Origin of the sequence: Methylorubrum sp. POS3 (assembly GCF_043352485.1) — a bacterium.
In the GTDB taxonomy this organism is placed as follows: Bacteria; Pseudomonadota; Alphaproteobacteria; order Rhizobiales; family Beijerinckiaceae; genus Methylobacterium; species Methylobacterium suomiense.
On the sequence record NZ_JAPRBT010000001.1, the window covers coordinates 3,758,128 to 3,783,670 of the forward strand.

A 25,543-nucleotide genomic window follows, 5' to 3' on the forward strand; every position below is an offset into this window, starting at 1 on the left:
GCGTGGTGGAGTGCCGCGCGCTTGGCAAGGCCACGACAGTATCGCCGGCCAACAGACTTGATGATGCGTCCGCGTCGAAGCAGAACGCCCCGATCCCTTTACCGCCGATCAGATTGGCGTGTCCGCTCCGTAGGCCGCATGAGCGTCGTCGACGAGACCATTGCCGCCTACGATCGCGGCGCAGCTGCGTTCACAGCAGGCTACGAATCCTTGAGCGCCGAGGCACTGTGGGGGCCGCTCAAAGATCTGTTGCCGACCGGTGCCGGTCGCCTTGCCCTCGATGTAGGTGCAGGCTCAGGCCGCGACGCCGCGTGGCTGGTCGGCTTGGGCTACGAGGTCGTGGCCGCCGAGCCGGCTGGTGGGATGCGGGCGGAGGGCAGACGGCTGCATCCGGGGCTCCGCTGGGTCGACGATCGGTTGCCCGCACTGACAGCCGTGCATCGGCTGGGTTTGAGCTATGATCTCGTGCTGCTCTCGGCCGTGTGGATGCACCTGGCCCTAGTCGAGCGACCACGTGCCTTTCGTAAGTTGGTGACGCTGCTCAAGCCCGGCGGCGTACTGGTTGTGACCTTGCGCAATGGTCCCGGCGATCCGGAGCGCGCGATGCATCCGACCTCACTGGGAGAAATCGAGGGATTGGCGCGGGAGCACGGCCTGGCCGTCCTGCGCGCCCTCGACGAACCCGACCGCCTCGGCAGGACCGGTGTTGTGTGGACGAGCGTGGTGCTGCGCCTGCCTGACGACGGCAGTCTCAGCCTGCCGCTAATCCGGGGCATCGTGCTCAACGACGAGAAGTCATCGACCTACAAGCTCGGGCTGCTGCGTGCGGTCGCCAAGATCGCCGACGCCGCCCCGTCGCTCGCGGTGCCGGCCGCAGACGAGAGCGACCGGGTGCTCGTACCGATGGGGTGCGTTGCTCTGCACTGGCTGCGCGCCTACCTGCCGCTCGTCGCCGCTGGTCTACCGCAGGCGCCGGGCAACTCCGGGCCGGACGGCCTCGGGTTCGCCGGCACCGGCTTTCGCGCATTGTTGGCACTTGGGATCACGGCTGGGGATCTGCGTCTCGGCATGCGCTTCGCAGGTCCGCGGGCCGACGCGCTCGTCGCGGCGCTCGGCGAGGCACGGCGCACGATCCTGGCGATGCCAGTGCGTTACACGACCTACCCGAACGCGGACGGCCCAGTGTTCCAGGGCGTGGGGCGACCCGTACGCGTGACCGGTCCGGTGACGCTCATGCCCGAGACACTGAAAGCCTGGGGCCACCTGTCGGTGCCAGGCCCACTGTGGCGCACGCTGCTGCGGCTCGGCGCATGGGTCGAGCCGGTGCTAGTGTCCGAGTGGGCGCGGCTGATCCGGGGCTACGCGGTGCGCATGGGGCGCGCGTGGGAGCCCGGCGTCATCGAGGGACATCTCGTCTGGCAGGAGCCGGCCCGTGATACCGGCCTGGCTCGTCTCGTCGCCGGTCGGCTAGCCCAGGCGGGGACACCGCCGGTCTGCGTCTGGTCCGGTCTGCCGCTGCGTCTCGACGCCCTCGACATCGATCACGCGCTTCCGTGGTCGGCGTGGCCGTGCGGCGACCTGTGGAACCTGTTTCCAGCCTCCCGTCGGGTGAATCAGCATGAGAAGCGTGATCGCCTGCCGTCGGCTCTGGTGCTGGCCCAAGCGCGCGAGCCCATTCTGACATGGTGGCGTGCAGCGTGGGACTCCGAACAAGGGCTTGCGGAGCGGTTCTGGGCAGAGGCGCGGGCTGCGTTGCCGATTGGGGCGGACACTTCGTTCGATGCCGCGTTTGCGGGCCTCGAATGGCGCCGGCTGCGTGTCAGCCAGGACCAGCAGGCGCCAGAATGGACGGGTGTACGCGGTCCTGCACGACGGCAGGATGGAGCGGTGAGCGGATGAATGGGTGAGAGCGAGCCTACGACGCGCAATTAATTGCGCGACCTAAGCAGCGCCCTCGCTCGTTCCATGAGGCGGGTGAGCAAGCCTTCTCGGAAGCGATAATCGAGCGCCTCGGAGCCCCAATGGGCTTCGCGCATGCACACGGTCAGGACCCGAGCGAGGCGCTCCTCGTTGGCGGCCTCCAACGCGGCCGGATCGTGAAGCAGGTACTGCCCTTCCAGGGTGTGCAACCAACTCATCCAGTCGAAGTCCCGTACCCAGCCGTAGGCGTAGACGTCGTCTATGAAGGCAGCTGCCTCGGGGCCGAGGCTGAAGTAGCCCATCTCGGTCACGCCATCGCCGACCAACCGCGCAGGCGTTGCGGTCCCGAACACGAGGCCCGGTGCGGTAAGGATCGGCAGGTGGGAGGCCAAGGCTGCGAGCGCAGCTCGGGGATCCACGGCCTTCTCAGGATCGTGGAAGATCGGCTTCAGCTCCGCTTGATGCATGCAGATCGCGAGGCCCCGTGTGGTTCAGCGTTGCCGCCTAAAACGTTGGCAGGCGACGGCTTACAGTCAAGCTGGAGACCACGGCGAGCGGCGCAACTAATTGCGCGGTGGGATCGTGCCCTCATTCACCGGAGTTCAAACAAGTTTGACGCCGCCGGCCTGAATTGGTTGTGCCAAGCGAGGACGTTTCACCACGCCTTTGAGATTGCGCTCACACAGACAGATCGCGCCTGCGATCTGTCTGTTATGGAACCGACCGTATCACTGTCATCACGTCCCAAGCCTATCTCAGACTATGCCAGGGTGACTTGAAGCGCTTCTCCAGCCGATGACTTGAAAGAATTCGCGGCGGCGATGACGGCTTCGCGGTCGCCCAGTGTGGCAAGGTCGAAATCGCGCCGGAACACGGCGATCGGTGGATCGGTGTTCTCGATCAGTCCGCCATCGTCCTCGGGCCATGCCAATGCGTTCCAGACGCCTCCGTACCAGTTGCGGGCCGTCTCGCCCCGGCAATACCAAGCGAAGATCGAGATGCGCGACGTACTGTCCTCGGCGGCCTCGAAGTCGGCAGGATCTGGCTCTGAGCTGTCCTTGGGATCCTGGAAACCGCTGTCGGATTGGACGAAGACCTCCAGCATCCACTGGCCCGGCAGAGTGGCGTTCGGGTTGGTCCCGCTGGGCAGGAAAAGGTAAGAGGCATGAACCATGGGCAGCATGTCCCAGGTCCAGCGGCTTCCCATTGGGTTCGTGCCCGAGTTGCAGGGACGGTCGGAATGTAGGACGCGCCAGTTATAGAAGCCCATGTCGTCAAACTCGTCGACGATGAGCTTCACAATGTCGAAGACGCGTTTTTGGTAGCACCATAGGAGTCGATAGGCCTTCCGCACGTCCGCGAGGGCGTCGGCCAGAGGCAGGTCATCAGGCATCGGCAAGGCTCCGCAGGACGGCTGGGCAATCTCGGATGGGGCGATGGGGCTCGACGCGCTCGACCCAGCCGCGTAGCGGATCGCTAGGAGGGGCTTGGTCGGGAATTTCTCGTGCCCTTCCTGGGGCCGGAACGTCCTCAGCCCAACGAAGCCGGGCCATCCCACGGGGATCGATGCGATGCTCCGACGCGATGGCAGCGAGACCGAACATCGGCGTGAATTGGCGGTAGCCATGGAGTGCGAGGGCCGCGCGCACGTCTGCAACGACGCGCCTGTCGGCAGCGCGGGTGACCTCGATCTTATCGAGGGCCTTGAGCAAGTCGTGCCAATCGGCTGCGGCCGCCTTCACTGCGATGCCGTGCGTCTCGCGTAGTCGATCGCCGAAGGCCTCGACCATCGCCTCGGCATTCGCGGTGAGGCCGCCGAGCGCGAGGAGGCAGGTTTCAGCCGCCCCATCCTCGGAGGCGTTCTCGGCTCGATACGCGATCCATTCCTGCGCCCATTGTTCAGGATATTGCAGGCCCCCCAGCTTGCACTCGACGATGAGCACGATCTCTTGGGGCGGATCGCCGACCGAGAACCGCAGGACGACATCCGGTTCGACCGCCTTGTTCAACGTTTCCTTCGCCTGGCCCCAAGTTGGCCAGAACTCAATGTGCGCCAACTCAGCGACCCTGCGGTCGGGAAGAATGCGAGGTCGGAAGGTCGCGCTGAGAAGCGCCCAGAGTGTCGGGCCGTCGAGATAGGCGAGGCGCTCGAAGACCGTCGAGGTCAGAATATCCTCGGATCGGATGAAGGCCATTCGGAGCGAGGCGCCGGCAGGAAGGGATGCCGGTAGGCGCCGTCCCTTCCCGTTCAGGATTGCACTCAGCAATGGGCTCACCCTCGTTCACGTGCCGTATGGCAACTAAACCGGACTGAAAGACGGTCAAAGGACCACCGAACCGCATGTGTTGGCAAGCCCGGCCGGATGCGATGGCAAGACGACGATGTGGCAGGGATCGAAACCCGAAGCCTTCTCGATGTGGCTGCGGGGGTTGCAAGCTAACGTCTTCGCTTCAGGTCAAGCGGGCTGCCTGCTGTCCGAGCGCATCGCCAGCCGCGAGACTGACGAGAGCGCGATCATAATGCGCCTTCCATCGCTGACGGTCCTTTGTGTCCTCGCGCCGTTGGTTGAGAATTTTCGCCGGCGCTGGGCTGGCGGGCGGGGGCCTCGGGGGAGGTCGAGGGAGGGGCTTGTCCTGTCCCTCTCATAGGGGGGTCTAACACCACTTGGGATCACCTATAGGAACACCCTTAGAACCTATCTCGGTAGGCGCTGAGGCTCGGCGCCCTAGTTTGTCGGGATGACCGAGCCTCGCAAGCGCCGCCCGAGCAAGCCGTCAGTTCTGGACGACGGCTATCGCCTGCCGGACGATCTGTGGGCGCGGATGGAGCGCTTGCTGCCTGCACGTCCGCCTCATCCTCTGGGCTGTCACAACCCGCGGACGCCCGATCGCAAGGCGATGGACGCGATCCTGTTCGTGCTGCGCACCGGATGCCAGTGGAACGCCCTGACCGCCACCGGGATCTGCACCTCGTCCTCGGCCCATCGCCGGTTCCAGGAGTGGACGCAGGCCGGGGTGTTCGAGGCGTTCTGGCGGGAGGGCCTGCTGGCCTACGACGATCTGGTCGGGATCGACTGGACGTGGTTGTCGCTGGATGCAGCTATGGGCAAGGCGCCCCTGGGTGGGGGAAAAAACCGGCCCCAACCCGACCGACCGCGGCAAGCGCGGGGTCAAGCGCTCGGTGCTCACTGACGGACGCGGCGTCCCGATCAGCGTCGTCATCGCGGGCGCCAACGTCAACGACCATCTTCTCATGGGTGAGACCTTGGACGCCGTACCCGTCGCTCGGCCCAAACCGACCAGACGCTCGCCCCTGCACCTGTGCCTCGACAAGGGATACGACTACGCCACCTCCCGGACCTTGGTCGAGGAGCGCGGCTTCACCCTCCACCTGCGCCGCCGAGGCGAAGAGATCCACGCCAAACGCCACCGCGGGGCCAAGGCGCGCAGATGGGTCGTCGAGCGCGCCCACGCTTGGCTCAACCGCTTCCGTGGCATCCTCATCCGCTGGCCCAAAAAGCCCCGGAACTACCGAGCCCTCGTCCACTTCGCCTGCGGGATCATCGCCGCTCAACAAGCCCTACCGGGATAGGTTCTAAGGCTTACATCTGCCTTAAATCCACATCCTGAGCTACCTACCGCCCCGGCTTCAGCCGGGGCTTTTTTTTGCATCAGCGGTTAGACATTTCTACGAATTCTCAAATGGCCTTGCAAACCGTTAGACGGAGCTGAATCAACTAACTCATTAATTTATATCATTTAATAGGGGCCTCTGACTCCGCTAGTCCTGGTTCGAATCCAGGTCCCCCAGCCACTCGTTTTAGCCCGCCCGGTCAGTGACTTGGCGGGTTTTTTGTTGTCTGTAATGCGTTCCGGAGGACGTACAACACGCCGCAACGTTGGTTGCGGTTTTACAACGGGTTACGTTTGGGCGTCGCCGGCTTCGTGCAACACGGATGGAACACATCTCAATGAGATGCGGCGGCCGTCAGCCAATTGCTCGAGCGGTTGCTGTTGCCTTTTCGTTCTAGCGAGTCGCAGGCCACTTGAGCGAAAAGGCCATATGCGCTCGCTGGTCCTCAGCCTCCCCTTCGCCATCTTGGTCATGGCTCCGCATTCTGCTGGAGCCGCGGCAGCCTCAGCCTCCTAAAACAAATTGCAGCGGCTGGAGCAGGCGTGGTATCGCTGCCTGCGCCAGGCTTATACGCATCAGCCAGCGGGCCAGAGCCGGGCTGGTAATCAGCGCAACGCCCTCGATGAGTGTGAGGAGCAGGAGCGTGCCTATGTGGCCGCCAGCATGGCCGCCGAAATTGATGGCAGGGGCGGGGGAGACATTTCGCTTCCCCTACGGGCACGCGACTGGGCAGCCTCAGTTGCCGCCTACGTACTCGACCCAATTACAGGTTGGATCGGAAGTTTTAAACGGTGAGGCTTGCGAAGCCAGCGCCGAACCGGCAGCGCCTGCCCCCACAGGGGCACAGCTCCGGCACGGCTTCAAATGTAAAAAGCACGCGACGCGAGCATGCCGTTTGAACGACCGATATGACGGCCTCAGGTGTTTGATTCCGCATTGTGGTGGTACGGTTGATAATCATGCTGCGAGGGATACGCTAGGAGCCAAATTCTTCACAGCAGCGCCCGCACGACGGAGGCGATCCGTCGCGCAATACAGCTACGCCAAAAGAGCGTGAGGGCCGCTGCCAGACGCTACGGCATCAGCCCGACGACAATCCAGAAGTGGCGGGCGCGGTAGACGACAGCCGATGCCGTCATGGGGCCAAAACAGCCGCGCTCGACGGTCCTTACGCCAGAGGAAGAGGCGGTCGTCGTTGACTTCCGGCGGCACACCCTCCTGCCGCTGGACGACTGCCTCTACAGTCTACACCCTACGATCCCGCACCAGCCCCGCTCGTCGCTGCACCGCTGTCTGGAGCGGCACGGCATCAGCCGCCTACCAGAGATGAAAGGCGACAAGCCCAAGAGTAAGCGCTTTGCCGATTACGCCATCGGCTACATGCACATCGATATCGCCGAGGTCAGGACAGAAGAGGGCAAGCTCTATCTCTTTGTGGCCATTGATCGAACTTTGAAGCTAGCCTACGCCAGACTTAAGGCGGAGGCCAAGCGCTATACCGCATCGGACTTTTTACGTACACTGGTCGCGTTCGCGCCCTACCAGATCCATACGGCTCTCACCGACAACAATGTTTAGTTCTGCCATGCCCCGCGCAACCGCTTAAGCCCGCCAGCCCTCTACAGCCGGCACATGTTCGATCGCGTCTGCCATGAGTCGGTATCGAGTATCGTCTGACCAAGCTTAACCATCCGTGGACCAACGGTCAGGTCGAGCGGATGAACCGGACCATCAAGGACGCGACCGCCAAGCGCTACCATTACGAAATACACGAGCAGCTCCCCGCGCACCTGCAGCTGTTCGTGGACGCCTACAACCATGCCCGTGGGCTGAAGACCCTGCGGGGGCTCACGCCCTACGAGCATGTCCATCAGGCTCGGACGAAAGAGCCCGAACACTTCAGACTCGATCCATCACACCCCATACTAGGAACACATACCTATTCATCCGATAAGGCAAGATCGCCGACAGCTTCCTTGGCTTTATTGTGGTGGTATCAATCTAATTGTGAATCAGCCGATTTATCTACCCCCTAGACGTTCTAAGAAACCAGCATGATTGCGGATATGAACTCCATGCTGGTTAATCTCCATTAGTATCTCGGTTCCCTCTGCATTCCATATTTTCAGCCCATTAGAGCCGATGCGGATGTTGGTAGCGCCACTACCCGAGTAAATCTCGCCCGAACCGCCATCATCAAATATTATTCCACTTGACCTTCCCACCCCCGTGATCCGCATTGCTCCATCAGTGAAGGTCGTCTTCTCGAAATCTATCCCCCGACGCACCTGCCCATTTTCAGAAAAGAGAACTGTGCTATTCTCATGCAGTGAATTGCGCATGATGATGCCCCAATTCCATGCGCCACGACGTTCGGCAGGGCCTCTCGTGTGATCATCCGAGTCTTCCGTCCTGATCTCAACCGCGGCAGTGTTTCGTTGACCGAAGCCAACGATCTGGATGCCTACCTTTGCATAAGGCTGTCCAAGGTTTGGTGCTATCTCGCCCCAATGGCGACCGCCGTTGAGAACGTCTACTTCCACCCCGATGATGGCCGCGTCAAATTCGGTCTTCTCATCGTACTGGAAGCAGTTCTTAGGCGTATAGCCACTCCATTTAACAGGCCAGGATCTGGCGCTGAAGAAGCCCCCCCAAGATTTAGCGCCTGGCGCAAGAGCGCCACTATCCCCCCATATGGCGACCCCGTTCAAATCCTTGGAAAAATTGAAAACCTCAGCATGAAGGTTCTGATGGTGATTGTGCATGTGCCGATACTCTTCCGAAGCCATAGCTCCGACCGGCGCGCGCTGCATCTCATAAGGCTCCGAGCGTGAATTCTCGATAGGCGTGTCATCATTGATTGTTTGAGTAAATGTGACATTGCGAGCGAGTCCGGTTGCGAGGCCCCCATATGCAGTCCAGAAGCCTTCATACCGCGGATGCTTGCCCCGAATGAATGTAGTTCCCCCATACCGCAGATCGGTGACCAAAACATCAGGCGGGAAATCGATAGGCGGCAATCCTTTGGGGGTATTTGCCTCAAGAACGACATGCTTCCCCCCTTGCTGTATATAATGATTTACAGCTCCGATCGATGTATTGGACCAATCTGATAAACTGAATATGCTCATTCCAAAACCTATTGATTTGGGATTTATTGGATGCTTTGAATTTACAACCTTAAAAACGACCTAGCAGATTCGGCAGTTCATCTGCTCAAGAGATCGATATGCTAAAATTGCCGCCTGGATACACGGAAACATATCGATCTGCTTTATTCTCCGGTCCATAATTCAACGTTTTACATTCTGCCATCAAATATTCTCCACCTAATCGCCGCTAGAACGAGGTTCCCCACATTGATTCCAGTCAGGTGCTAATACTCCTACGGTCTTTCATCCCTTCCCTGGTTGGAAATCCTTAAATAAAAAACCTAACTCCCAATAATCCATTTTCTAATATCAGACCAGGATAAAAAATTTTGAGACGGCGCAACCCGATAGACAGATCCTTGGCCGCCGATGTTATGGTGCAGGGGAGCATCATGCCTCCAGACGCTGTTGCCCCGGGAGACAAGCCTGCGACATCGATCATTAGATCAGACGCACAATTATCACACACTGGAACACTCAATGTCATCTGCCCGTCCAACGAAAGGCCAATATTTTTGCGAATGCGTCTGTTCCACAACTTAGGGGTCATCACGAGCCGCACCTTGCAAAAATTCTATACGCGATTCGCGATACTAAAATACAATAAATTTGTAAGATTTGTAATTCTCGGCAAATTTCTTTCATATAATAAACAAGTGCAGATAAATATTATTGATTATTATCATTATATATGTGAATTTTTATCAGATTATCCTATCATTTGCCGATGTCTATGCCAGTTGTTCCCAGCCGTCTGCACTGACGAGCAAACGGCGCCGAGAACGCTTCCAACCAATCCAGTTCGCGCTGCGGCACGCGCTCACGGCCTGCCGTGCCGTGTCCGCTGCCCAGGGCCGTGGTGAGGAATTAAGGAAGTCAGTCAGAGGCAAGGCTGCTTTGGGAGACCTGGGCCGGTAGGGTCTGGTCATGTCGGTTGAGGTCGATGGTCCGCGCGACGACCAGTGGGACCGCGTGAGGGGCTTCGTTCCAAGCGGCGCGAAGGGGAAGCGCGGCCCGCAGACGGACAACCGTCGATTCCTCGATGCACTGTTGTGGATGGCCCTTTCAGGCGGACGCTGGAAGGATCTGCCGGAGCGCCTGGGCGATTACCAGACGGTCAAGCGGCGCTACTACGACTGGATCGCGCGCGGCGTACTGGATCAAATGCTGGCGGACTCGGCCCGCGAAGCCGATCTGGTGTGGTTGATGATCGATTCGACGATCGTGCGCGCCCACCAGCATGCGGCGGGCGCGCGTAAGCTCAAAGGGGCGCGGATGCCTAAGGCCTGGGTCGATCGCACGGCGGCCTGAACACCAGGATCCATGCGGCGGGCGAAGCGCTGGGTCATCCCCTGCGCTTGCTCGCCAGTCCAGGCCAGCGCAACGACATCGCGTTGGTGCATAATCTGATCGCAGGCTTCGAGCCCGAAGCGGTCCTGGCTGACAAGGGCTACGATGCCGATCTCCTGGCGGAGGCGATCGCAACGAGCGGAGCCGAGGTCGTCATTCCGCCCAATGCGGAAACCGCACGAGCCCGCGCGTGTACGACCGCGACCTCTACAAGGTGCGCAACAGGATTGAGCGTTTCTTTAACAAGATCAATCAGTTACGCCGCGTCGGCACGTGCTACGACAAGCTGCTCGCCAACTTCATGGGCTTCGTCAATCTCGCCGCTATCGCCATATGGCTCAGATAGTAAATACCTAACTACGGCCTAGAGCGCGCTGCGGATTCACGAGCAGAGTCCCTGGCGCTGCCGCTGCAGCAGGCCCTGGTTCGATCGGGACAGCAGCGGCAACCTTCTGCGAGGCGTGGGAGCCGGCCCCCAAGCGTGCATCTCACCAGTCCGCTCCGCTCGATCCAAACCCTTTCTTACGATGCCTTAACCATGTCGACCTACGATCCGGCCGCTTTCGCCTTCATGGGTCAGGGGTGTTTCGTGCGCGCGGCAACGGTCATCGTCCTCGCCCTGGCAGCCTTGCCCGCGCTCGCTCAATCCGAACCACCGATTCGTGGCGTCGTGCGCGCGATCCGGGATGCCAGCGTCGCGACGGATCTCAATGCCCGCATCCTCACGCTGCCGTTCCGCGAGGGTGCGTCCTTCAATGCCGGCGATACGCTCGTCACCTTCGATTGCGATCGAACCGAGGCGGAATCGCGTGCGGCCGAGGCCGAGACCGCGATCAACCGCATCGCCTTCGACAATGCGCAGTTGCTCGACCGTCGTCACGCCATCGGGCGCGTCGAGGTTCAGGCGGCCAAAGCGCGATGGGAGAAGGCGCAGGCCTCCGCCGATGCCCTGCGCGTCAGGGTTCGCGATTGCCGGATCGTCGCGCCGTTCACCGGCCGCGTCGCCGAGATGCGCGCCCGCGAGCATGAGATGCCGGTGGCCGGCCAGCCCCTCCTTCGGATCGTCGATACCACCGCCCTGGAAATCGACCTGATCGTTCCCTCGGCCTGGCTCGCCTGGCTGCGGACCGCTGCTCCCCTCCAAGTGAAGGTCGACGAGACCGGAAAGACCTATGCGGCAAAGGTGATCCGCACCGCGGCCGCCGTCGATCCGGTCTCCCAGACGATCAGGATCACGGCGGCCTTCGCCCCCGGCGACATCTCGGCGGTGCTGCCCGGCATGAGCCTCGACGCCGCTTTCGAACGTCCGACCCACTGACATGGCCGCGCCGCAGCCGAAGGCCGAGGCCGGGGGGCGCCGTGTCCGCGTCAACCCATTGGGCGGGACGATCCCGCCGGGGCCGGGGCAAGTGGAGGTGGACGACGCGAGCGCCGGCTTGCGCCAGCTCCTTGCCGTCGAGGCGGTCTTCCGCAGAGCCTCGGATCGCGATGCGCTCGGCATCGCCCTCGCCAACGAGTGCGTCAAGCTGGTGCGGGCTCGCCAGGGCTTCCTGCTGCGGACGGATCGCGTCGGCGGTCTCGTGGTCGAACGGGTGTCCGGCACGATCCAGGTCGAGCGGAATGCGCCCCTCCTCGCCTTCGTCGAGGCGGCCGTCACCGCGATCCCGAAGGCCGCGCGCGCCGCGCCCCGCAACATCGACCTCTCGGTTCTGGACGGCGAGGAAGCCCGGACCTATCCCTTCCGCCACGGCCTCTGGGTCCCCCTGCTGGATCGGTCCGGGCGGCCTGTCGGCGGCTTGTTGCTGACGCGCGAGCGGGCTTTCGACGAGGCCGACACGGCCCTGGCCGGACGGCTCGCGGAGACGGGTGCCCATGCCCTCCTCGCCCTGCGGTCGCCGTTTCTGCCGCGCCTGTCGGGCGATCTGCGCAAACCTGCCCTCGTGATGGCCGGCCTCGTCTTGGCCGGGCTCGCTTGGCCCGTATCGATGACGGTCCTGGCCCCGGCCACGATCACGGCGGACCGGCCCTTCGTGGTCGCGGCGCCGATCGAGGGCATCATCGAGGAGATCGCGCCTGCGCCGAACGCGTCTGTCGCCGTGGGTGACCTCGTCCTCCGTTACGTCGACACCGCCCAACGCAACGCCCTCTCGGTGGCTGAGCGCGAAGTCCAGGTCGCCGACGCGAAGCTCCGGCAGGTGACGCTGGGGGCCTATGCCGAGGAACGCGCCCGGCGCGAGATCGGGCAGGCCCGCGCCGAGCTCGCCCTGAAAGTGGCCGAACGGGATTTCGCCCGTGACACCTTCGCCAAGACGCAGGTCCGCGCCGAGCGGGCCGGTGTCGCCGTCTACGCCGATCGCAAGGAATGGTACGGCAAACCCGTCGCCGCCGGGCAGCGCATCCTGGAGATCGCCGACCCGAAGACGGTGGAAGTCCGCATCGACCTTCCGGTCTCCGATGCCATCGCCCTCGCGGTGGGCGGCCGGGTGCGGGTCTTCCTCGACGCCGATCCCCTCAACGCCCTGGACGCACAGGTGGATCAGGTGACGCCGGTCGCCCGGATGACGGAGGCCGGCGTGCTCGCCCATCGCGTCGTCGCGAAGTTGCCCGCCGGCGCGTCGGCACCACGGCTCGGTGCCCGCGGGACGGCACAGCTCTACGGGTCGAGCGTGCCGTTCGGCTTCACCCTCTTTCGCAAACCGCTGGCGTTCCTGCGCCAGAAGGTTGGCCTGTGAGTTTCGGGGCGGATCCGGTGGACGGCCTGCCGCTCACGGCCCTGCGCGAGGATCTGCGGATCGAGCGCGGGGCGATGCCGGGCGATGGCGGTTCCGCCCCCTGGCTCCTCTACGATCCCCTCGCGCACCGCTACTACGAGATCGACGGGACCGGTCTCGCCTTCCTGAGGGCTTGGCGGGCGGGCATCACGCCGGCCGAGCTCGCCGAGGCCGCCGGCACGGCCATTGGGCGAGCCATCCGGCTGGCCGAGGTCGCGGCGTTCCGAGGGTTCTGCGAGGCCAACAGCCTCATCGCGCATCGAGGGGGGTGGCAGGCCCTGGCGCGGCAGGCGGCGGCTCGCAAACACGGGCTCGGCGCGTGGCTGCTGCACAACTACCTCTTCATCCGCATTCCCTTGGTGCGCCCGCAGGCCTTTCTCGATCGCACGCTGCCCCTCGCCCGCCGGCTTGCCGATCGGCGCAGCCTGACGGCAATCGCGCTCGTCGGGTTGCTCGGTCTCTATCTCGTCCTGCAGCAATGGGACGCGTTCTGCGCGACATTCCTGCAATTCCTCACGCCGGAAGGTCTGATCGGCTATCTCGCGGCCCTCGTCGCCGTGAAAGCGCTGCACGAGCTCGGTCACGCCTACGTCGCCATCCATTACGGCTGCCGCGTCCCCAGCATGGGCCTCGCCTTCATGGTGCTGGTGCCGGTGCTCTACACGGACACCACCGATGCCTGGCGCCTGCGCGATCGCCGAAAGCGCATCGCCATCGACGGCGCCGGAGTTGCGGTGGAACTCGCCGTGGCGGCCATCGCGACGCTGGCTTGGTCCTTCCTGCCCGAGGGGACGGCGCGCTCGATCGCCTTCTTCCTCGCCACGACGGGCTGGGTGATGAGCGTCGCGATCAACCTCAGCCCGCTGATGCGCTTCGACGGCTACTACATCGCCGCCGACCTGTTCGGCGTATCGAACCTCCAGCCCCGCGCCTTCGCGCTCACCACCTGGGCCCTGCGCGAGATCCTGTTCGGGCTCGGAGATCCCTGCCCGGAGAACTGGAGCGCACGACGGCGCTTGGGCGTGATCGCCTACGGTGTCGCGGTCTGGATCTACCGGCTGGTGCTGTTCACCGGCATCGCCGTGATGGTCTACACCCTCGCTTTCAAGCTCCTCGGCCTGCTGCTCTTCGCCGTCGAGATCGGCGTGTTCGTCCTGCGACCGATCACCCGCGAGGCATCGTTCTGGTGGACGAACCGTGGCCGCATCGCCCCCGGTGGACGCGTGCGCTTCACCGGGGCGGCGCTCGCCGCGGTGCTGATGCTGCTCTTCCTGCCCCTCTCCGGCCGAGTCGAGATTCCGGCGATCGCCGAACCGGAGCGGACCGAGCGCCTCACGGCCGTGGCCCCGGCACGGATCGAGGCCGTGGAGGTCGAACCGGGCGACGCCGTCAGCGCCGGACAGGTTCTGATGCGGCTGCGCTCCCCCGCCCTCGACCACGACCTCGACACCGCGCGGATCCGGCTCGCCCTCGTCGCGCTGAAGCAGGACCGCCGTGCCGCCGATCCGCAGGACCGGGCCGGCAGCCTCGTCCTCGAAGGCGAGCACGATGCGCGGCGCGAAGCCGTGCGAGGATTGGAGCGGCGCCACGACGAACTCGTGATCCGCGCAGCCTTCGACGGCGTCGTCGCCGAGATCGAACCCGATCTGCAGCCCGGCCGCTGGGTCGGCAAGGGTGAGGAACTCGGGACGTTGGTCTCCAACGGACGCCGTCAGGTGCGCGGCCTCGTGCCCGAGACCGCCATGGCACGGCTCTATGGCGGCGCCTCCGGCACCTTCGTGCCGGACGATCTCACCACGGGCTCGATACCGGTCACCGTCCGTTCGGTGTCCGACGCGGCGGTTGCCATCGTCGAGATCCCGTCGCTCCTATCGACGCTCGGTGGGCCGGTCGCCGTGCGCGAGGAGAAGAACGTCGGTCCGGTGCCCGTCGAGGCCCAGTATACGGTCGTCCTGAACCGGCCCGACGACGAGATGCGCCTGTCGGGTACGCCCACCGTGCTGCGCGGCGTGGTCGCGGTCTCCGGTCGTCGCGAGAGCATCGCCACGCACGCGCTTCGGCGCATCGTCGCCGTTCTCATTCGCGAGAGCGGCTTCTGAACACCGCGAGGGACGGCCCCCACCCCATCCTTCGTTAACCATGCCGCCTTAGCCTCGCCCGCGTGGACGCGCCACGCGTTCCGTCGCAGGCTGAGCGGTGTCGATGTTCGAACGTTTCCGGAGCAAGACGCGGGCCGGCTCCGATCCGCGGGCCGCGACGGGTGCGCGGACACCGACAATCCGCGCGCTGGAACCCCGCTTCGTCTTCGATGGTGCCGCGGCTCCGGCCGCCGCGCAGGCGCATTCGGACGCGGCCGCCACGCAATCGCATGGCAATGAGGCCCCCGGGGAGAGGCCCGAGCCAGACGGGCATGCAGCGCATGCCGAACCAGCCGATGCCCGTGCAGCGGCAGCGGTGGCGCCGACGACGCAGGAGACCGCCACCGCGAGCGGCCGGCACGAGATCGTAGTGATCGACAAGGGCGCCGCCGACTTGGCGACCCTCCTGGCCGGCATGCCGTCCTCGGCCGAAATCATCCTGATCGATTCTGCCAGGGACGGCTTCGATCAACTCGCCGACGCGCTCGCGGGGCGCAGCGGCATCGATGCCATCCATATCCTCTCGCACGGCTCCGCCGGCGACCTGCATCTCGGAACGGGAGAACTGACGGCCGAGACGATCCAGAGCCGCTACGCCGCCGACCTTGCCGTCATCGGCAACGCGCTCACCGCCACCGGCGATCTTCTGATCTACGGCTGCGACTTCGCCGCCGGCGCCGTCGGCGCCCGTGCCGTGGCACTCCTGGCCTCCGCCACCGGGGCCGACATCGCCGCATCGGACGATGCCACCGGCGCGACCGAGCTCGGCGGCGATTGGAACCTCGAGATGCACCGGGGCGCCATCGAGACCGGTGTCATCGTCGATGAGGCGGCGCAACGTGACTGGCATCATCTCCTGGCAGCCGCCGATAACGGCCGCGGGGCCCTGCTCGCGGTCTCGGGCCGCGCGATCTACAGCGTCGATATCGCGACCGGAAAGGCGACCGAACTCACGCGGGCGCTCGACAGCGTCGGTGGGATCACGTTGGGCGCGTCCCTCAATTCACTCGCCGTCGATCAGACGAACGGGTTGATCTACTATGTCGACAACAACAGCCCGAATGCCGCCGACAAGAACGCCCTGTTCGCCTACGATTTCAGGAATGATCGGCACATCGTGATCGATTCCGATCTATCGACCAAAGGCATTACGACCGGCGCTCGGGGCCTGGGTGGAGCCGGTGCCGCCTTCTCCAACGGTGTTCTCTACCTGGCCGTGGAGAACGTCTCCGGCAATACCGATCAGATCTACAAGCTCACCTTCTCAGGAGCGGGCCAGGCCGTAGCATCGGGCTCGACCTTCGGTAATCAGTCGAACCACAATTACGACTGGGGCGACATCTCGATCGATCAGGCCGGCGGACAGCTTATCAGTGTGACGGGGAACTCCTTCGCACGCTTCAATCTCAGCGACGGGAGCGAGGTACTCCACGACGAGACGGTGACCCGGACCGAGGTCCAGACCGGCGTCGATTCCGGTGGCTTCCTCTACACCCTCGGGACGAACATCACCCGGATCGATCCGAATACCGGAGCCGCCATCGGCAGCGGCAAGGCCATCACCACGGACGGCTCGACCGCGCTCACCGGCATCAATGACGCCGCCGCCTGGACACCGCCGACCTCGACGATCGGCGGGCGGGTGTTCGGCGACGCGAACAAGAACGGGATGTCCGACAGCGGCGAGAACGGCATCCGCGGCGTGACGGTCGAGCTCGTCGACGACGTCAACGGCAATGGGCATGTCGATGCCGGCGAGCGCGTCCTGGCCACGGACACGTCCGCGGCCGACGGCAGCTACAGTTTCACCGGGCTCCTCCCCGGCCAATTCGTCGTGCGCGTGACCGACACCGAGGGCCGCCTCACCACGGCGACGGCGACGACGGCGACATCGGGCGCCCTCACCGACACCAGGGTCGGCGCGACGCTGGCCGGCCCGGATTTCGGCTACAATCCCGCCATCGTGCTGGACCTCGACGACTCGGCCGCAGGAACCGGCTACACCACCAACTACACCGAGCGGGCGGCGGGCGTCGCCATCGTCGACGGCGATGCCTCGATTCACGACGTCGCCAGCACGACCATCACGTCGGCGAAGGCCGTCATCACCAACGGCAGCGGCGCGGATACCCTTAGCATCGAGGGGAATCTGCCTGCAGGCATCAGCGCCGCCTACGACGCGGCGACCTACACGCTGACGCTGACCGGCTCGGAGAGCCTCGCCACCTACCAGACCGCCCTGCAACAGATCCGGTTCGCGTCCGCCGACCACGATCCCGCGACGACGACCCGCACCATCGCGGTGACGGTCCATGACGGAACGATCGACTCGAACACGGCGACGGCCACGATCGCCTTCACGGCCCTCGACGATGCGCCCGTGAACGGAATTCCGCGCGCGCAAACCGTGAACGAGGACACCAAACTCGTGTTCTCCTCGGGCAACGGCAATGCCCTCAGCGTGTCGGACGCCGACGCCCGCGGCGGCAATCTTACCACGACGCTCAGCGTCCTTCATGGCACGGTCACCCTCGGCTCGATCACCGGCGTAACGGTGAGCGGCAACGGGACCGGCACGGTGAGCGTCACCGGCACCGTCGCGGCGATCAACGACGCCCTCGAAGGCACGTCCTACCGGCCAGACGCCAACTACAACGGGAGCGAGACGCTCACATTCGTCACCGACGACAACGGCAATACCGGGACCGGCGGCCCCCTGAGGGACAGCGACGACATCGCCATCACGGTCACGGCGGTCGGCGACCCCCCGGTCAATACCTTCCCAGCCAGCCAGACCCTCGCCGAGGACACCAACCTCGTCTTCTCGTCGGCGACAGGCAACGCGGTTCGCGTCGATGATCCGGACGGCGGCCCGCTCACGGTCACCCTCTCGGCGGATCAGGGGCTGTTGAGCCTATCGCGCGTCACCGGCCTGACCTTCACGGCGGGCGATGGTGCGGACGATGCCACCATGACGTTCTCCGGCGCGATCGCCGACATCAACGCCGCGCTCGACGGTCTGCGTTTCACCCCCCGGGCCGATTACAACGGCAGCGCCCGGATCTCCCTCGTGACGCGGGATCCCGTTCGCGCCGCCGACAACTTCACCAACGGCTCGTTCGAGAACCCGACGATCCCCGGCGGCAGCTACGCGATCGTGTCGGAATCGTCGGTTCCGGGCTGGAAGACGGATGCCACCGACCACCAGATCGAGATCTGGAGTTCCGGCTATAACGGCGTGCCAGCCTACGAGGGCAACCAGTTCGCTGAGATCAATGCCAATCAGGTGGCGGCGCTCTTTCAGACGTTCGATGCGACGGCCGGCTCGACCATCACCCTCGACTTCGCCCATCGCGGGCGCGAGGGCGTCGACACCATGCAGGTCAGGGTCACGGATCTCGGTGCCGACGGCATCGCCGGTACGGCCGACGATCGCACGCTCTTCGACAAAAGCTATTCCGACGGCAATACGGCCTGGGGCGCCTATCGAGAGACGATCGGGGAAACCGCCAGCGGCAACAAGCTGCGCTTCGAATTTCGCTCGATCAGCGCGGCCGGCGGCTCGCAAAGCGTCGGCAACTTCATCGACGGCATCCGGATCGAGCAAGGCTTCGTGACCGCGAGCACCGTCGATGTCACCATCGATCCCGTCGCCGACATCGTGCCGGATACGGTCACAACGAACGAGGACAACGCCGTCACCTTCAACGCCGTCACGGGTACGGATGGCGGCGCCGCGGACAATTTCGAGGATCCCGCCCGTGCCGTGACCGCCGTCTCGCAGGGCGCGCATGGCAGCGTCACCTTCCGGCCCGACGGCACCCTCACCTATACGCCCGACGCGGATTTCAACGGAACCGACCACTTCACCTACACGGTGACCTCGGGCGGGACGACCGAAACCGCGACGGTGACGGTGACGGTGCGCCCGATCAACGACGCCCCCGTGAACGGATTGCCGACGGCCCAGACGACGGCCGAGGACACCGAGCTCGTCTTCTCGTCGAGCAGCGGCAACGCCATCACCGTCGCGGACCCGGATGCGGGCACCGGCACTCTCACCACCACACTCAGCGTTGCGCATGGCACGCTGACCCTCGGGTCGCGCACCGGCGTCACCGTGACGAACGACGGGACCGGGACGGTCACGCTGACCGGCACCGTCGCGGCGATCAACGCCGCCCTCGACGGCACGGTCTATCGCCCGGACGCCGACTACAATGGGACCGAGACCCTCGCGGTCGTCACCGACGACGGCGGCAATACCGGCACGGACGGTGCCAAGAGCGACACCGATACCGTCTCGATCTCCGTCACCGCCGTGAACGACGCGCCCGTGAACGGCGTCCCTGGCCCGCAGGTCGTGGACGAGGACGCGAGCCTCGTCTTCTCGGCGGCAGCGGGCAACGCCATCACCGTCTCGGACCTCGATGCCGGTAGCGGTCGCGTGACCACCACGCTTCAGGTCCAGCACGGCACGCTGACGCTCGGGTCGCGCACCGGCGTCACCGTGGCGAACGACGGGACCGGCACGGTCACGCTGACCGGCACCGTCGCAGCGATCAATGCCGCCCTCGACGGCACGACCTATCGCCCGGACGCCGACTACAACGGGAGCGAAACCCTTACGGTCATCACCGACGACGGCGGCAACACCGGCGCGGGCGGAGCCGAGAGCGACACCGACACCGTCGGCCTTACCGTCAATCCGGTCGGCGACGCGCCGACCAACGCCGTACCGGCCGCGACGCAGACGCTGGACGAGGATACGCCGCTGATCTTCTCGACCGGCGGGGGCAACGGCATCCGCGTGGCCGATGCGGACGGCGGAACGCTCACCGTGACGCTGAGTTCGGCGCAGGGCCAGCTCACCCTGCCGAGGACGACCGGCCTTACCTTCGAGCAGGGCACCGGCACCGGCGACGGGTCGATGCGCTTCTCAGGCACCGTCGCCGACATCAACGCCGCTCTCGAAGGACTTCGCTTCGATCCGGCCGCTGACCGCAACGGGGCCGTGCAGATCTCGCTCGTCACCGTCGATCCGACGGGGGCGACGGCAACCAGCACCATCGGCGCCAACATCATACCGGTCGCCGACATCGAGCCGGATACGGTCACGACGGACGAGGACACCGCGGTCACCTTCAACGCCGTCACGGGCATGGACGGCGGCACCGCGGACAATTTCGAGGATCCCGCCCGTGCCGTGACCGCCGTCTCGCAAGGCGCGCATGGCAGCGTCACCTTCCGGCCCGACGGCCTCCTCATCTACACGCCCGACGCGGATTTCGACGGAACCGACCGCTTCACCTATACGGTGACGGCGGGTGGGACGACCGAAACCGCCACCGTGACGGTGACGATGCGCCCGATCAACGACGCCCCGGTTCTCGACCTCTCCGCCACACACGGCTACGCCACCCGCTACAACGAAGGCGCCTCGGGCGTGGCGATCGTCGATGCGGACGTGTCGGTGAGCGATGTCGACAGCGCCAGCATGGCCTCGGCCACGGCCGTCATCACCAACGGGCAGACGGGCGATACGCTCGCCGTCGAGGGGCCGCTGCCCGCCGGCATCGTGGCCCGCTTCGACGCCGCGACCTACACGCTGACGCTGACCGGAGCGGCCACGAGCGCCGACTACCAGACGGCGCTGAGCCGCGTGCGGTTCTCCTCGTCCGAGCGCGATCTCTCCACCGTCACCCGCCGCATCGACGTCAGCGTCAGCGACGGCGCGCTGCGCTCGGACGTCGCCACCGCGACCGTGGACGTCACGGCGGTGAACGATGCCCCCCTCAACGCAGTGCCGGCGGCCCAGACGACGGCCGAGGATACCGGGCTCGTCTTCTCATCGGGCAACGGAAACGCCATCACCGTCTCGGATCCGGATGTCGGAACGGGCAATCTCACGGCCACGCTCAGCGTTGCGCATGGCGCGCTGAGCCTCGGGTCGCGCACCGGCGTCACCGTGGCGAACGACGGGACCAGGACGGTCACGCTGACCGGCACCGTCGCGGCGATCAACGCCGCCCTTGACGGCACGACCTATCGCCCGGACGCCGACTACAACGGGAACGAGACGCTCACGATCGTCACCGACGACGGCGGCAACACCGGCTCGGGCGGAGCCAAGAGCGACACCGATACGCTGGCGCTGACGGTCTCACCGGTGAACGACGCCCCGCGGGCCGGGACGCTTCCGGCCGTCGGCAGCCTCGATGGGGACAGCGTCGCAGGACTGGATCTCGGCCGCTTTTTCTCCGACGTCGAGGGCGAGACGCTCACCTTCGGCGTCGCCGGGCTGCCGACCGGGCTCACCTTCGACAGCGCCACCGGTTCTGTCCACGGCACGATCGACCGCTCCGCGTCGCGGGGTGGAGCGAACGGCGACTACACCGTCACGGTCACGGCCGATGACGGCCACGGCGGCACCACGCGCCGCAGCTTCACGTGGCGCGTGGTCGATCCGGCACCGATCGCGCGGAATGACGGCGCGCTCACCGACGCGCGCATGTCGGCCCTCGGCTCCGTGCTCGCCGATAACGGCAACGGGGCCGACAGCGATCCGGACGGCGACCCCCTCACCGTGGCAGCCGTCAACGGCGCGGCGGCCGGCGTCGGACAGGCGGTGACGGGCTCGAACGGCGGCCGTTTCACCGTGCGCGCCGACGGCAGCTACCGGTTCGATCCCGGCACGGATTTCGACGGTCTCACGGCAGGCCAGACCCGCACGACGCATATCGACTACACGATCAGCGACGGCGATAGCGGCACCGCGACGGCGACCCTCACCGTGACGGTCGTAGGCCTCACCGATGCCCCGGCATCCCTGGCACCGGGCGACCGCGCCGCCGGTGACGGCGGGACCGTGGTCCTGCCCTATGGCAACCCATCTCAGGGTCCAGACGGCGCGGCCTCGCGCTACAGCGCCACCGGCCTGCCGCTCGGCCTCGCCATCGATCCGGCCACGGGAACCATCCGGGGGACGATCGACCGGGCCGCTTCCGGCCCCACCGGCCTCGCCGATTACCAAGTTACGGTCACGGCGACCGATCCGGGCGGCACGCAGACCGAAACACGCTTCACCCTCCGGGTCACCAACTCCGCCCCGCAGGCGATAGACGACGGGGCGACCACGCCCGAGGACAGACCGGTCGTGGTGGATGTCCTGGCAAACGACCGGGACCCCGACGGGGACGTCCTCGCGATCGTCGCCACGGGCGATGCCGCTCCGCGCGCCGGACACGGCCGGGTGGCGATCGCGGACGGCAAGCTCGTCTACACGCCGGATGCGGATTTCAACGGCACGGATACGATCACCTACGCCATCGTCGACGGGAACGGCGGCACCAGCACCGCCTCGGTCACGGTGATTGTCACCCCGGTCAATGATGGGCCGCGTGCCGTCACCCTGCCCGATCAGGCCGGCCGCGGCGGCGCGTCCGTGGTCTACGACATCGCCACGCGCTTTCGCGATCCCGACGCGGATCGATCGGCATCCGCCCCGAGCGGCGACGGGCTCCGCTTCACCGCGACGGGTCTGCCGCCGGGCCTTTCCATCGATCCGGCGACCGGACTGATCACGGGCTCCCTGCCGGCCGGATCGGCCGCAGCCACCGATTACACCGTGACCGTCACGGCGACCGACGCGGTCGGCGCGAGCATTGCCCGCAGCTTCACTTGGACGGTGAGCGACACAGCAACGGCCGGGCCGGACCAAGCCACCACCCGCGCCGGCACCCCTGTCCTCGTCGCGGTCACGGCGAACGATTCCGCCGCCGATGGCAGCGCCGTCCGTCTCGTCGACGCACCCGGCGCGACGAGTGCCGCCCACGGCACCGTCTCGGTCGATCCCGCGACGGGTCTGCTCACCTACGTGCCGGACGACGGATTTTCCGGGACGGACACCGTCGTCTACACGGTCGAGACGGCGCAGGGCCTGCGGGCGACCGGGCTCCTCACCGTCACGGTGACGCCCGAGAACCTGCGCCCGGTCGCCCCCGATACCTTCTCGGCCCGAAACGCGGTCGATGGGGAGAGCGTGCGCGTGCCGTTCGGACATCTCGTCGTCGACCCCGAGGGAGCGCGCCTCGCCTACACCGCGACCGGCCTGCCGCCGGGCCTGGCGATCGATCCGACAACCGGCGAGATCAGCGGGACGATCAACCGCGACGCCTCGGGTTCGAGCGGGCAGGCCACCTACGTGGTGACGCTCACCGCCACCGATCCGAATGGCCTCACGGTCTCGCGTAAGTTCGCCTGGACGGTCACGAATCCCGCGCCCTCGGCCTCGGACGACGTCCTCACCACCGACGAGGATACCCCGGTCGACATCGATGTGACCGGCAACGACCACGATCCCGACGGCGATCCGCTCTCGGTGGTCGCCGGTTCGGTCACGGCCCATCACGGAACGGTCACCATCAACCGGGACGGCAGCCTGCGCTACACGCCCGACCCGGATTTCAACGGTACCGACACCATCGTCTACACGGTCACCGACGGCAATGGCGGCTTCGCCACGGCCGCCTTGGCCATCGACGTGAACCCGGTCAACGATGCACCCGTCTTCGATGCCACCTCATCGGCCATCGCCGATTGGTCGGCCCAGGATGCCGCACGGGTGTCGATCCCGGCCGGAAGCGCCTTCAGGGACATCGACGAGGGCGACGTCCTCTCGTTCTCGGCGAATGGCCTGCCCCCCGGTCTCGTCCTCGATCGCGCGACCGGCCTGATCTCCGGCACCCTCGCTCCCGACGCGTCGACCCGGGTGCCGGGCGGCGTCTACGCGGTCATGCTCACCGGCACCGATCGCAGCGGCGCCTCAGCCACGGCGCGCTTCACGGTCACGGTCGGGAATCCTGCTCCGATCGCCCTCGACGACGCCGCGACCCTCGACGAGAACACCCATCTTGAAGGCCACGTGCTCGACAACGATGCGGATCCCGACGGCGACGCCATCCGGGTCGACCCGAAGCCCGTCGCCGGTCCCCTGCACGGACGACTCGACCTGCGAGCGGATGGCAGCTTCACCTACAGGCCGGACGCCGATTTTCACGGCGAGGACGCCTTCACCTACGCGGTCATCGATTCCGATGGCGGCCGCTCGACGGCCACGGTCCATCTCACGGTCGCGTTCGTGGACAGCGCGCCCACAGCGACCGCGGCTCCGGTCACGACGCGCGAGGACACACCCGTCGATGGCCGCGTCGTCGCGAACGACCGGGAGGACGGAACCCTGATCTTCTCGATCGAGGCGCCGCCTGCCTCCGGCCGGGTCACGCTCCGTCCCGATGGCAGCTTCACCTATACCCCCGACACGGACTTCCATGGCGGCGACGGCTTCAGCGTTCGGGTCTCGGACAAAGCCGGCGGCTTTACCCTCGTCACGATTCCCGTGACCGTCGCCACGGTCAACGACGCTCCGGACGCCCATGCCGACGATCTCGCGATATCGGCCGGCGAGGTCGGCAGGGGACGGGTCGTGGCGACGGATCGCGATGGTGATTCCCTCGGCTTCCGTCTCGCCGGAAACCCGGCGAACGGTACGGTCCTCCTGGCGGAAGACGGGTCGTATTCCTACACGCCCGGAACCGGCTTCAGCGGCCGCGACCGTTTCACGGTCGAGGTCAGCGACGGCAGCGGCGGGATCGCGCGCGTCACGATTGCTGTCACGGTCGGGGCAAATCGGGATCTCGTGCCGCCGCCCGGGCTCGGTCTCCCGCTGCCCGGCGCCCAGCCGATCCTCCATGCGCCGGCCCCGTGGCCGACACCGGCCTTGGAAGCGGGGATCAGTGCCAACGGCTTCCTCCTACCGGCCGTCGCCGCGATCGACCCGCTCGGCTCCATCGGAAAGGTGATCCTGGCCGACGGTGCGGTCGTCGCCGCGGTCAACGGCGTCGACGACCTGCACGGTACGGTGATCGACACCGACCGTGACGTGGTGCTCGATATGGGCGATCGGATCGCGTCGCTCGCCTGGGAGCAGTTCGAAGGCGCCTCGGACAGCGAAGGGCCCTGGTTCTCGCCGAGCCCCTATCTCGGCCGTTCGCTCGCCCTCGCCCTGTCGACGGTCGATGATACCGTTGCGCACCGGAACGACCTGTTGATCGAGGCGATCCGACGGCCCGACATCTTGGTGATCAACCTGCGCAACCGGACGCCCGACGTCGCGTCCATCGGCACCGTCCGGATCTACGGGCCGGACGGCACGCCCGGCCCGGCCTGGATCGAGGGAGATGGCAGGGGCGGCTTCTGGGGTCGGCCCCCGGCCGGGACCCGGCTCGTCGCCATCGAGGTGGACGTCGCGCTCCGGGATGGACGCGTCGTCCGCTGGCCGATGACCGTCGATGCGGAGACCGGGGAAATCCTGGCGACCAAACCTGCACGTCTCGGTGCCGGTTCGAAGGCTATCGAGACCCCCGATCTCGGGCTTCGCAGCGAAGCGCCGATGTTTACGGCCCAACTGGCCTCCCTTGAACGGGACGGACGTGCCGATTTCACCTTGATCGAAAAGGCACTCGCCCGCGCTCACTGATTTGTGGCACCGGCCAAAACCCTCATTTTGACGGTTCGTTT

The 25,543-nt window shown here is 65.7% G+C and carries 10 protein-coding genes and 2 pseudogenes; 8 read left to right on the forward strand and 4 right to left on the reverse strand.

Going from position 1 to position 25,543, the window contains the following annotated elements; all coding sequences use genetic code 11:
- The first annotated feature begins 138 nt into the window (after positions 1 to 138).
- Positions 139 to 1,899 (forward strand): methyltransferase domain-containing protein, encoded by a 1,761-nt coding sequence (locus OWC43_RS17385; protein ID WP_393957584.1) that lies wholly within the window; start codon positions 139 to 141, stop codon positions 1,897 to 1,899.
- Positions 1,900 to 1,928: 29 nt separating this feature from the next.
- On the opposite strand, the gene OWC43_RS17390 is transcribed toward OWC43_RS17385, so the two are convergent.
- The 3 genes from OWC43_RS17390 to OWC43_RS17400 form a co-directional block, all read right to left on the reverse strand.
- Positions 1,929 to 2,387, reverse strand: coding sequence for a DUF6508 domain-containing protein (locus OWC43_RS17390; RefSeq protein ID WP_393957586.1), 459 nt, complete (start codon positions 2,385 to 2,387; stop codon positions 1,929 to 1,931).
- A 293-nt stretch (positions 2,388 to 2,680) separates the two neighbouring features.
- Positions 2,681 to 3,313: a hypothetical protein gene (locus OWC43_RS17395; RefSeq protein WP_393957587.1), complete on the reverse strand. Its 633-nt coding sequence runs from the start codon at positions 3,311 to 3,313 to the stop codon at positions 2,681 to 2,683.
- A complete protein-coding gene (locus OWC43_RS17400) occupies positions 3,306 to 4,115 on the reverse strand; it encodes a hypothetical protein (RefSeq protein WP_393957588.1) in 810 nt (269 codons plus the stop codon). The genes OWC43_RS17395 and OWC43_RS17400 overlap by 8 nt, the downstream gene beginning before the upstream one ends.
- Before the next feature lie 628 nt (positions 4,116 to 4,743).
- Between OWC43_RS17400 and OWC43_RS17405 the strand changes: the two genes are divergently transcribed.
- Together OWC43_RS17405 and OWC43_RS17410 are read left to right on the forward strand one after the other, a co-directional pair.
- Positions 4,744 to 5,512 (forward strand): IS5 family transposase gene (locus OWC43_RS17405; RefSeq protein WP_393958583.1). Its coding sequence is split into 2 segments (ribosomal slippage): positions 4,744 to 5,040 and positions 5,042 to 5,512, totalling 768 coding nucleotides; the frame shifts between segments, so codons are not numbered across the junction.
- 1,062 nt (positions 5,513 to 6,574) lie between these two features.
- A pseudogene (locus OWC43_RS17410) lies at positions 6,575 to 7,590 on the forward strand (IS481 family transposase).
- Here the strand turns inward: OWC43_RS17410 and OWC43_RS17415 are convergent.
- Complete coding sequence (locus tag OWC43_RS17415) at positions 7,576 to 8,685, reverse strand: hypothetical protein (RefSeq protein WP_393957589.1); 1,110 nt, start codon at positions 8,683 to 8,685, stop codon at positions 7,576 to 7,578. The pseudogene OWC43_RS17410 and the gene OWC43_RS17415 overlap by 15 nt on opposite strands.
- 948 nt (positions 8,686 to 9,633) lie before the next feature.
- On the opposite strand from OWC43_RS17415, the pseudogene OWC43_RS17420 reads away from it, so the two are divergent.
- The 5 genes and pseudogenes from OWC43_RS17420 (at position 9,634) to OWC43_RS17440 (ending at position 25,502) form a co-directional block, all read left to right on the forward strand.
- Positions 9,634 to 10,402 (forward strand): annotated as a pseudogene (locus OWC43_RS17420) (IS5 family transposase).
- 192 nt (positions 10,403 to 10,594) lie between these two features.
- Positions 10,595 to 11,374 (forward strand): efflux RND transporter periplasmic adaptor subunit, encoded by a 780-nt coding sequence (locus OWC43_RS17425; protein ID WP_393957590.1) that lies wholly within the window; start codon positions 10,595 to 10,597, stop codon positions 11,372 to 11,374.
- A 1-nt stretch (position 11,375) separates the two neighbouring features.
- Positions 11,376 to 12,788: an efflux RND transporter periplasmic adaptor subunit gene (locus tag OWC43_RS17430; protein WP_393957591.1), complete on the forward strand. Its 1,413-nt coding sequence runs from the start codon at positions 11,376 to 11,378 to the stop codon at positions 12,786 to 12,788.
- Positions 12,785 to 14,926 carry an HlyD family efflux transporter periplasmic adaptor subunit gene (locus OWC43_RS17435; protein ID WP_393957592.1) on the forward strand — a complete coding sequence of 714 codons (2,142 nt, stop codon included), beginning with the start codon at positions 12,785 to 12,787 and terminating at the stop codon, positions 14,924 to 14,926. The genes OWC43_RS17430 and OWC43_RS17435 overlap by 4 nt, the downstream gene beginning before the upstream one ends.
- A 103-nt stretch (positions 14,927 to 15,029) precedes the next feature.
- Complete coding sequence (locus OWC43_RS17440; RefSeq protein WP_393957593.1) at positions 15,030 to 25,502, forward strand: Ig-like domain-containing protein; 10,473 nt, start codon at positions 15,030 to 15,032, stop codon at positions 25,500 to 25,502.
- Positions 25,503 to 25,543 lie beyond the last annotated feature (41 nt).

Bases quoted from the DNA above. Each gene is read 5' to 3' on its own strand.
- OWC43_RS17430 (WP_393957591.1), top strand. From the start codon at position 11,376: ATGGCCGCGCCGCAGCCGAAGGCCGAGGCCGGGGGGCGCCGTGTCCGC.
- OWC43_RS17425 (WP_393957590.1), top strand. From the start codon at position 10,595: ATGTCGACCTACGATCCGGCCGCTTTCGCCTTCATGGGTCAGGGGTGT.
- OWC43_RS17440 (WP_393957593.1), top strand. From the start codon at position 15,030: ATGTTCGAACGTTTCCGGAGCAAGACGCGGGCCGGCTCCGATCCGCGG.
- OWC43_RS17400 (WP_393957588.1), bottom strand. From the start codon at position 4,115: ATGGCCTTCATCCGATCCGAGGATATTCTGACCTCGACGGTCTTCGAG.
- OWC43_RS17415 (WP_393957589.1), bottom strand. From the start codon at position 8,685: ATGAGCATATTCAGTTTATCAGATTGGTCCAATACATCGATCGGAGCT.
- OWC43_RS17390 (WP_393957586.1), bottom strand. From the start codon at position 2,387: ATGCATCAAGCGGAGCTGAAGCCGATCTTCCACGATCCTGAGAAGGCC.
- OWC43_RS17385 (WP_393957584.1), top strand. From the start codon at position 139: ATGAGCGTCGTCGACGAGACCATTGCCGCCTACGATCGCGGCGCAGCT.
- OWC43_RS17395 (WP_393957587.1), bottom strand. From the start codon at position 3,313: ATGCCTGATGACCTGCCTCTGGCCGACGCCCTCGCGGACGTGCGGAAG.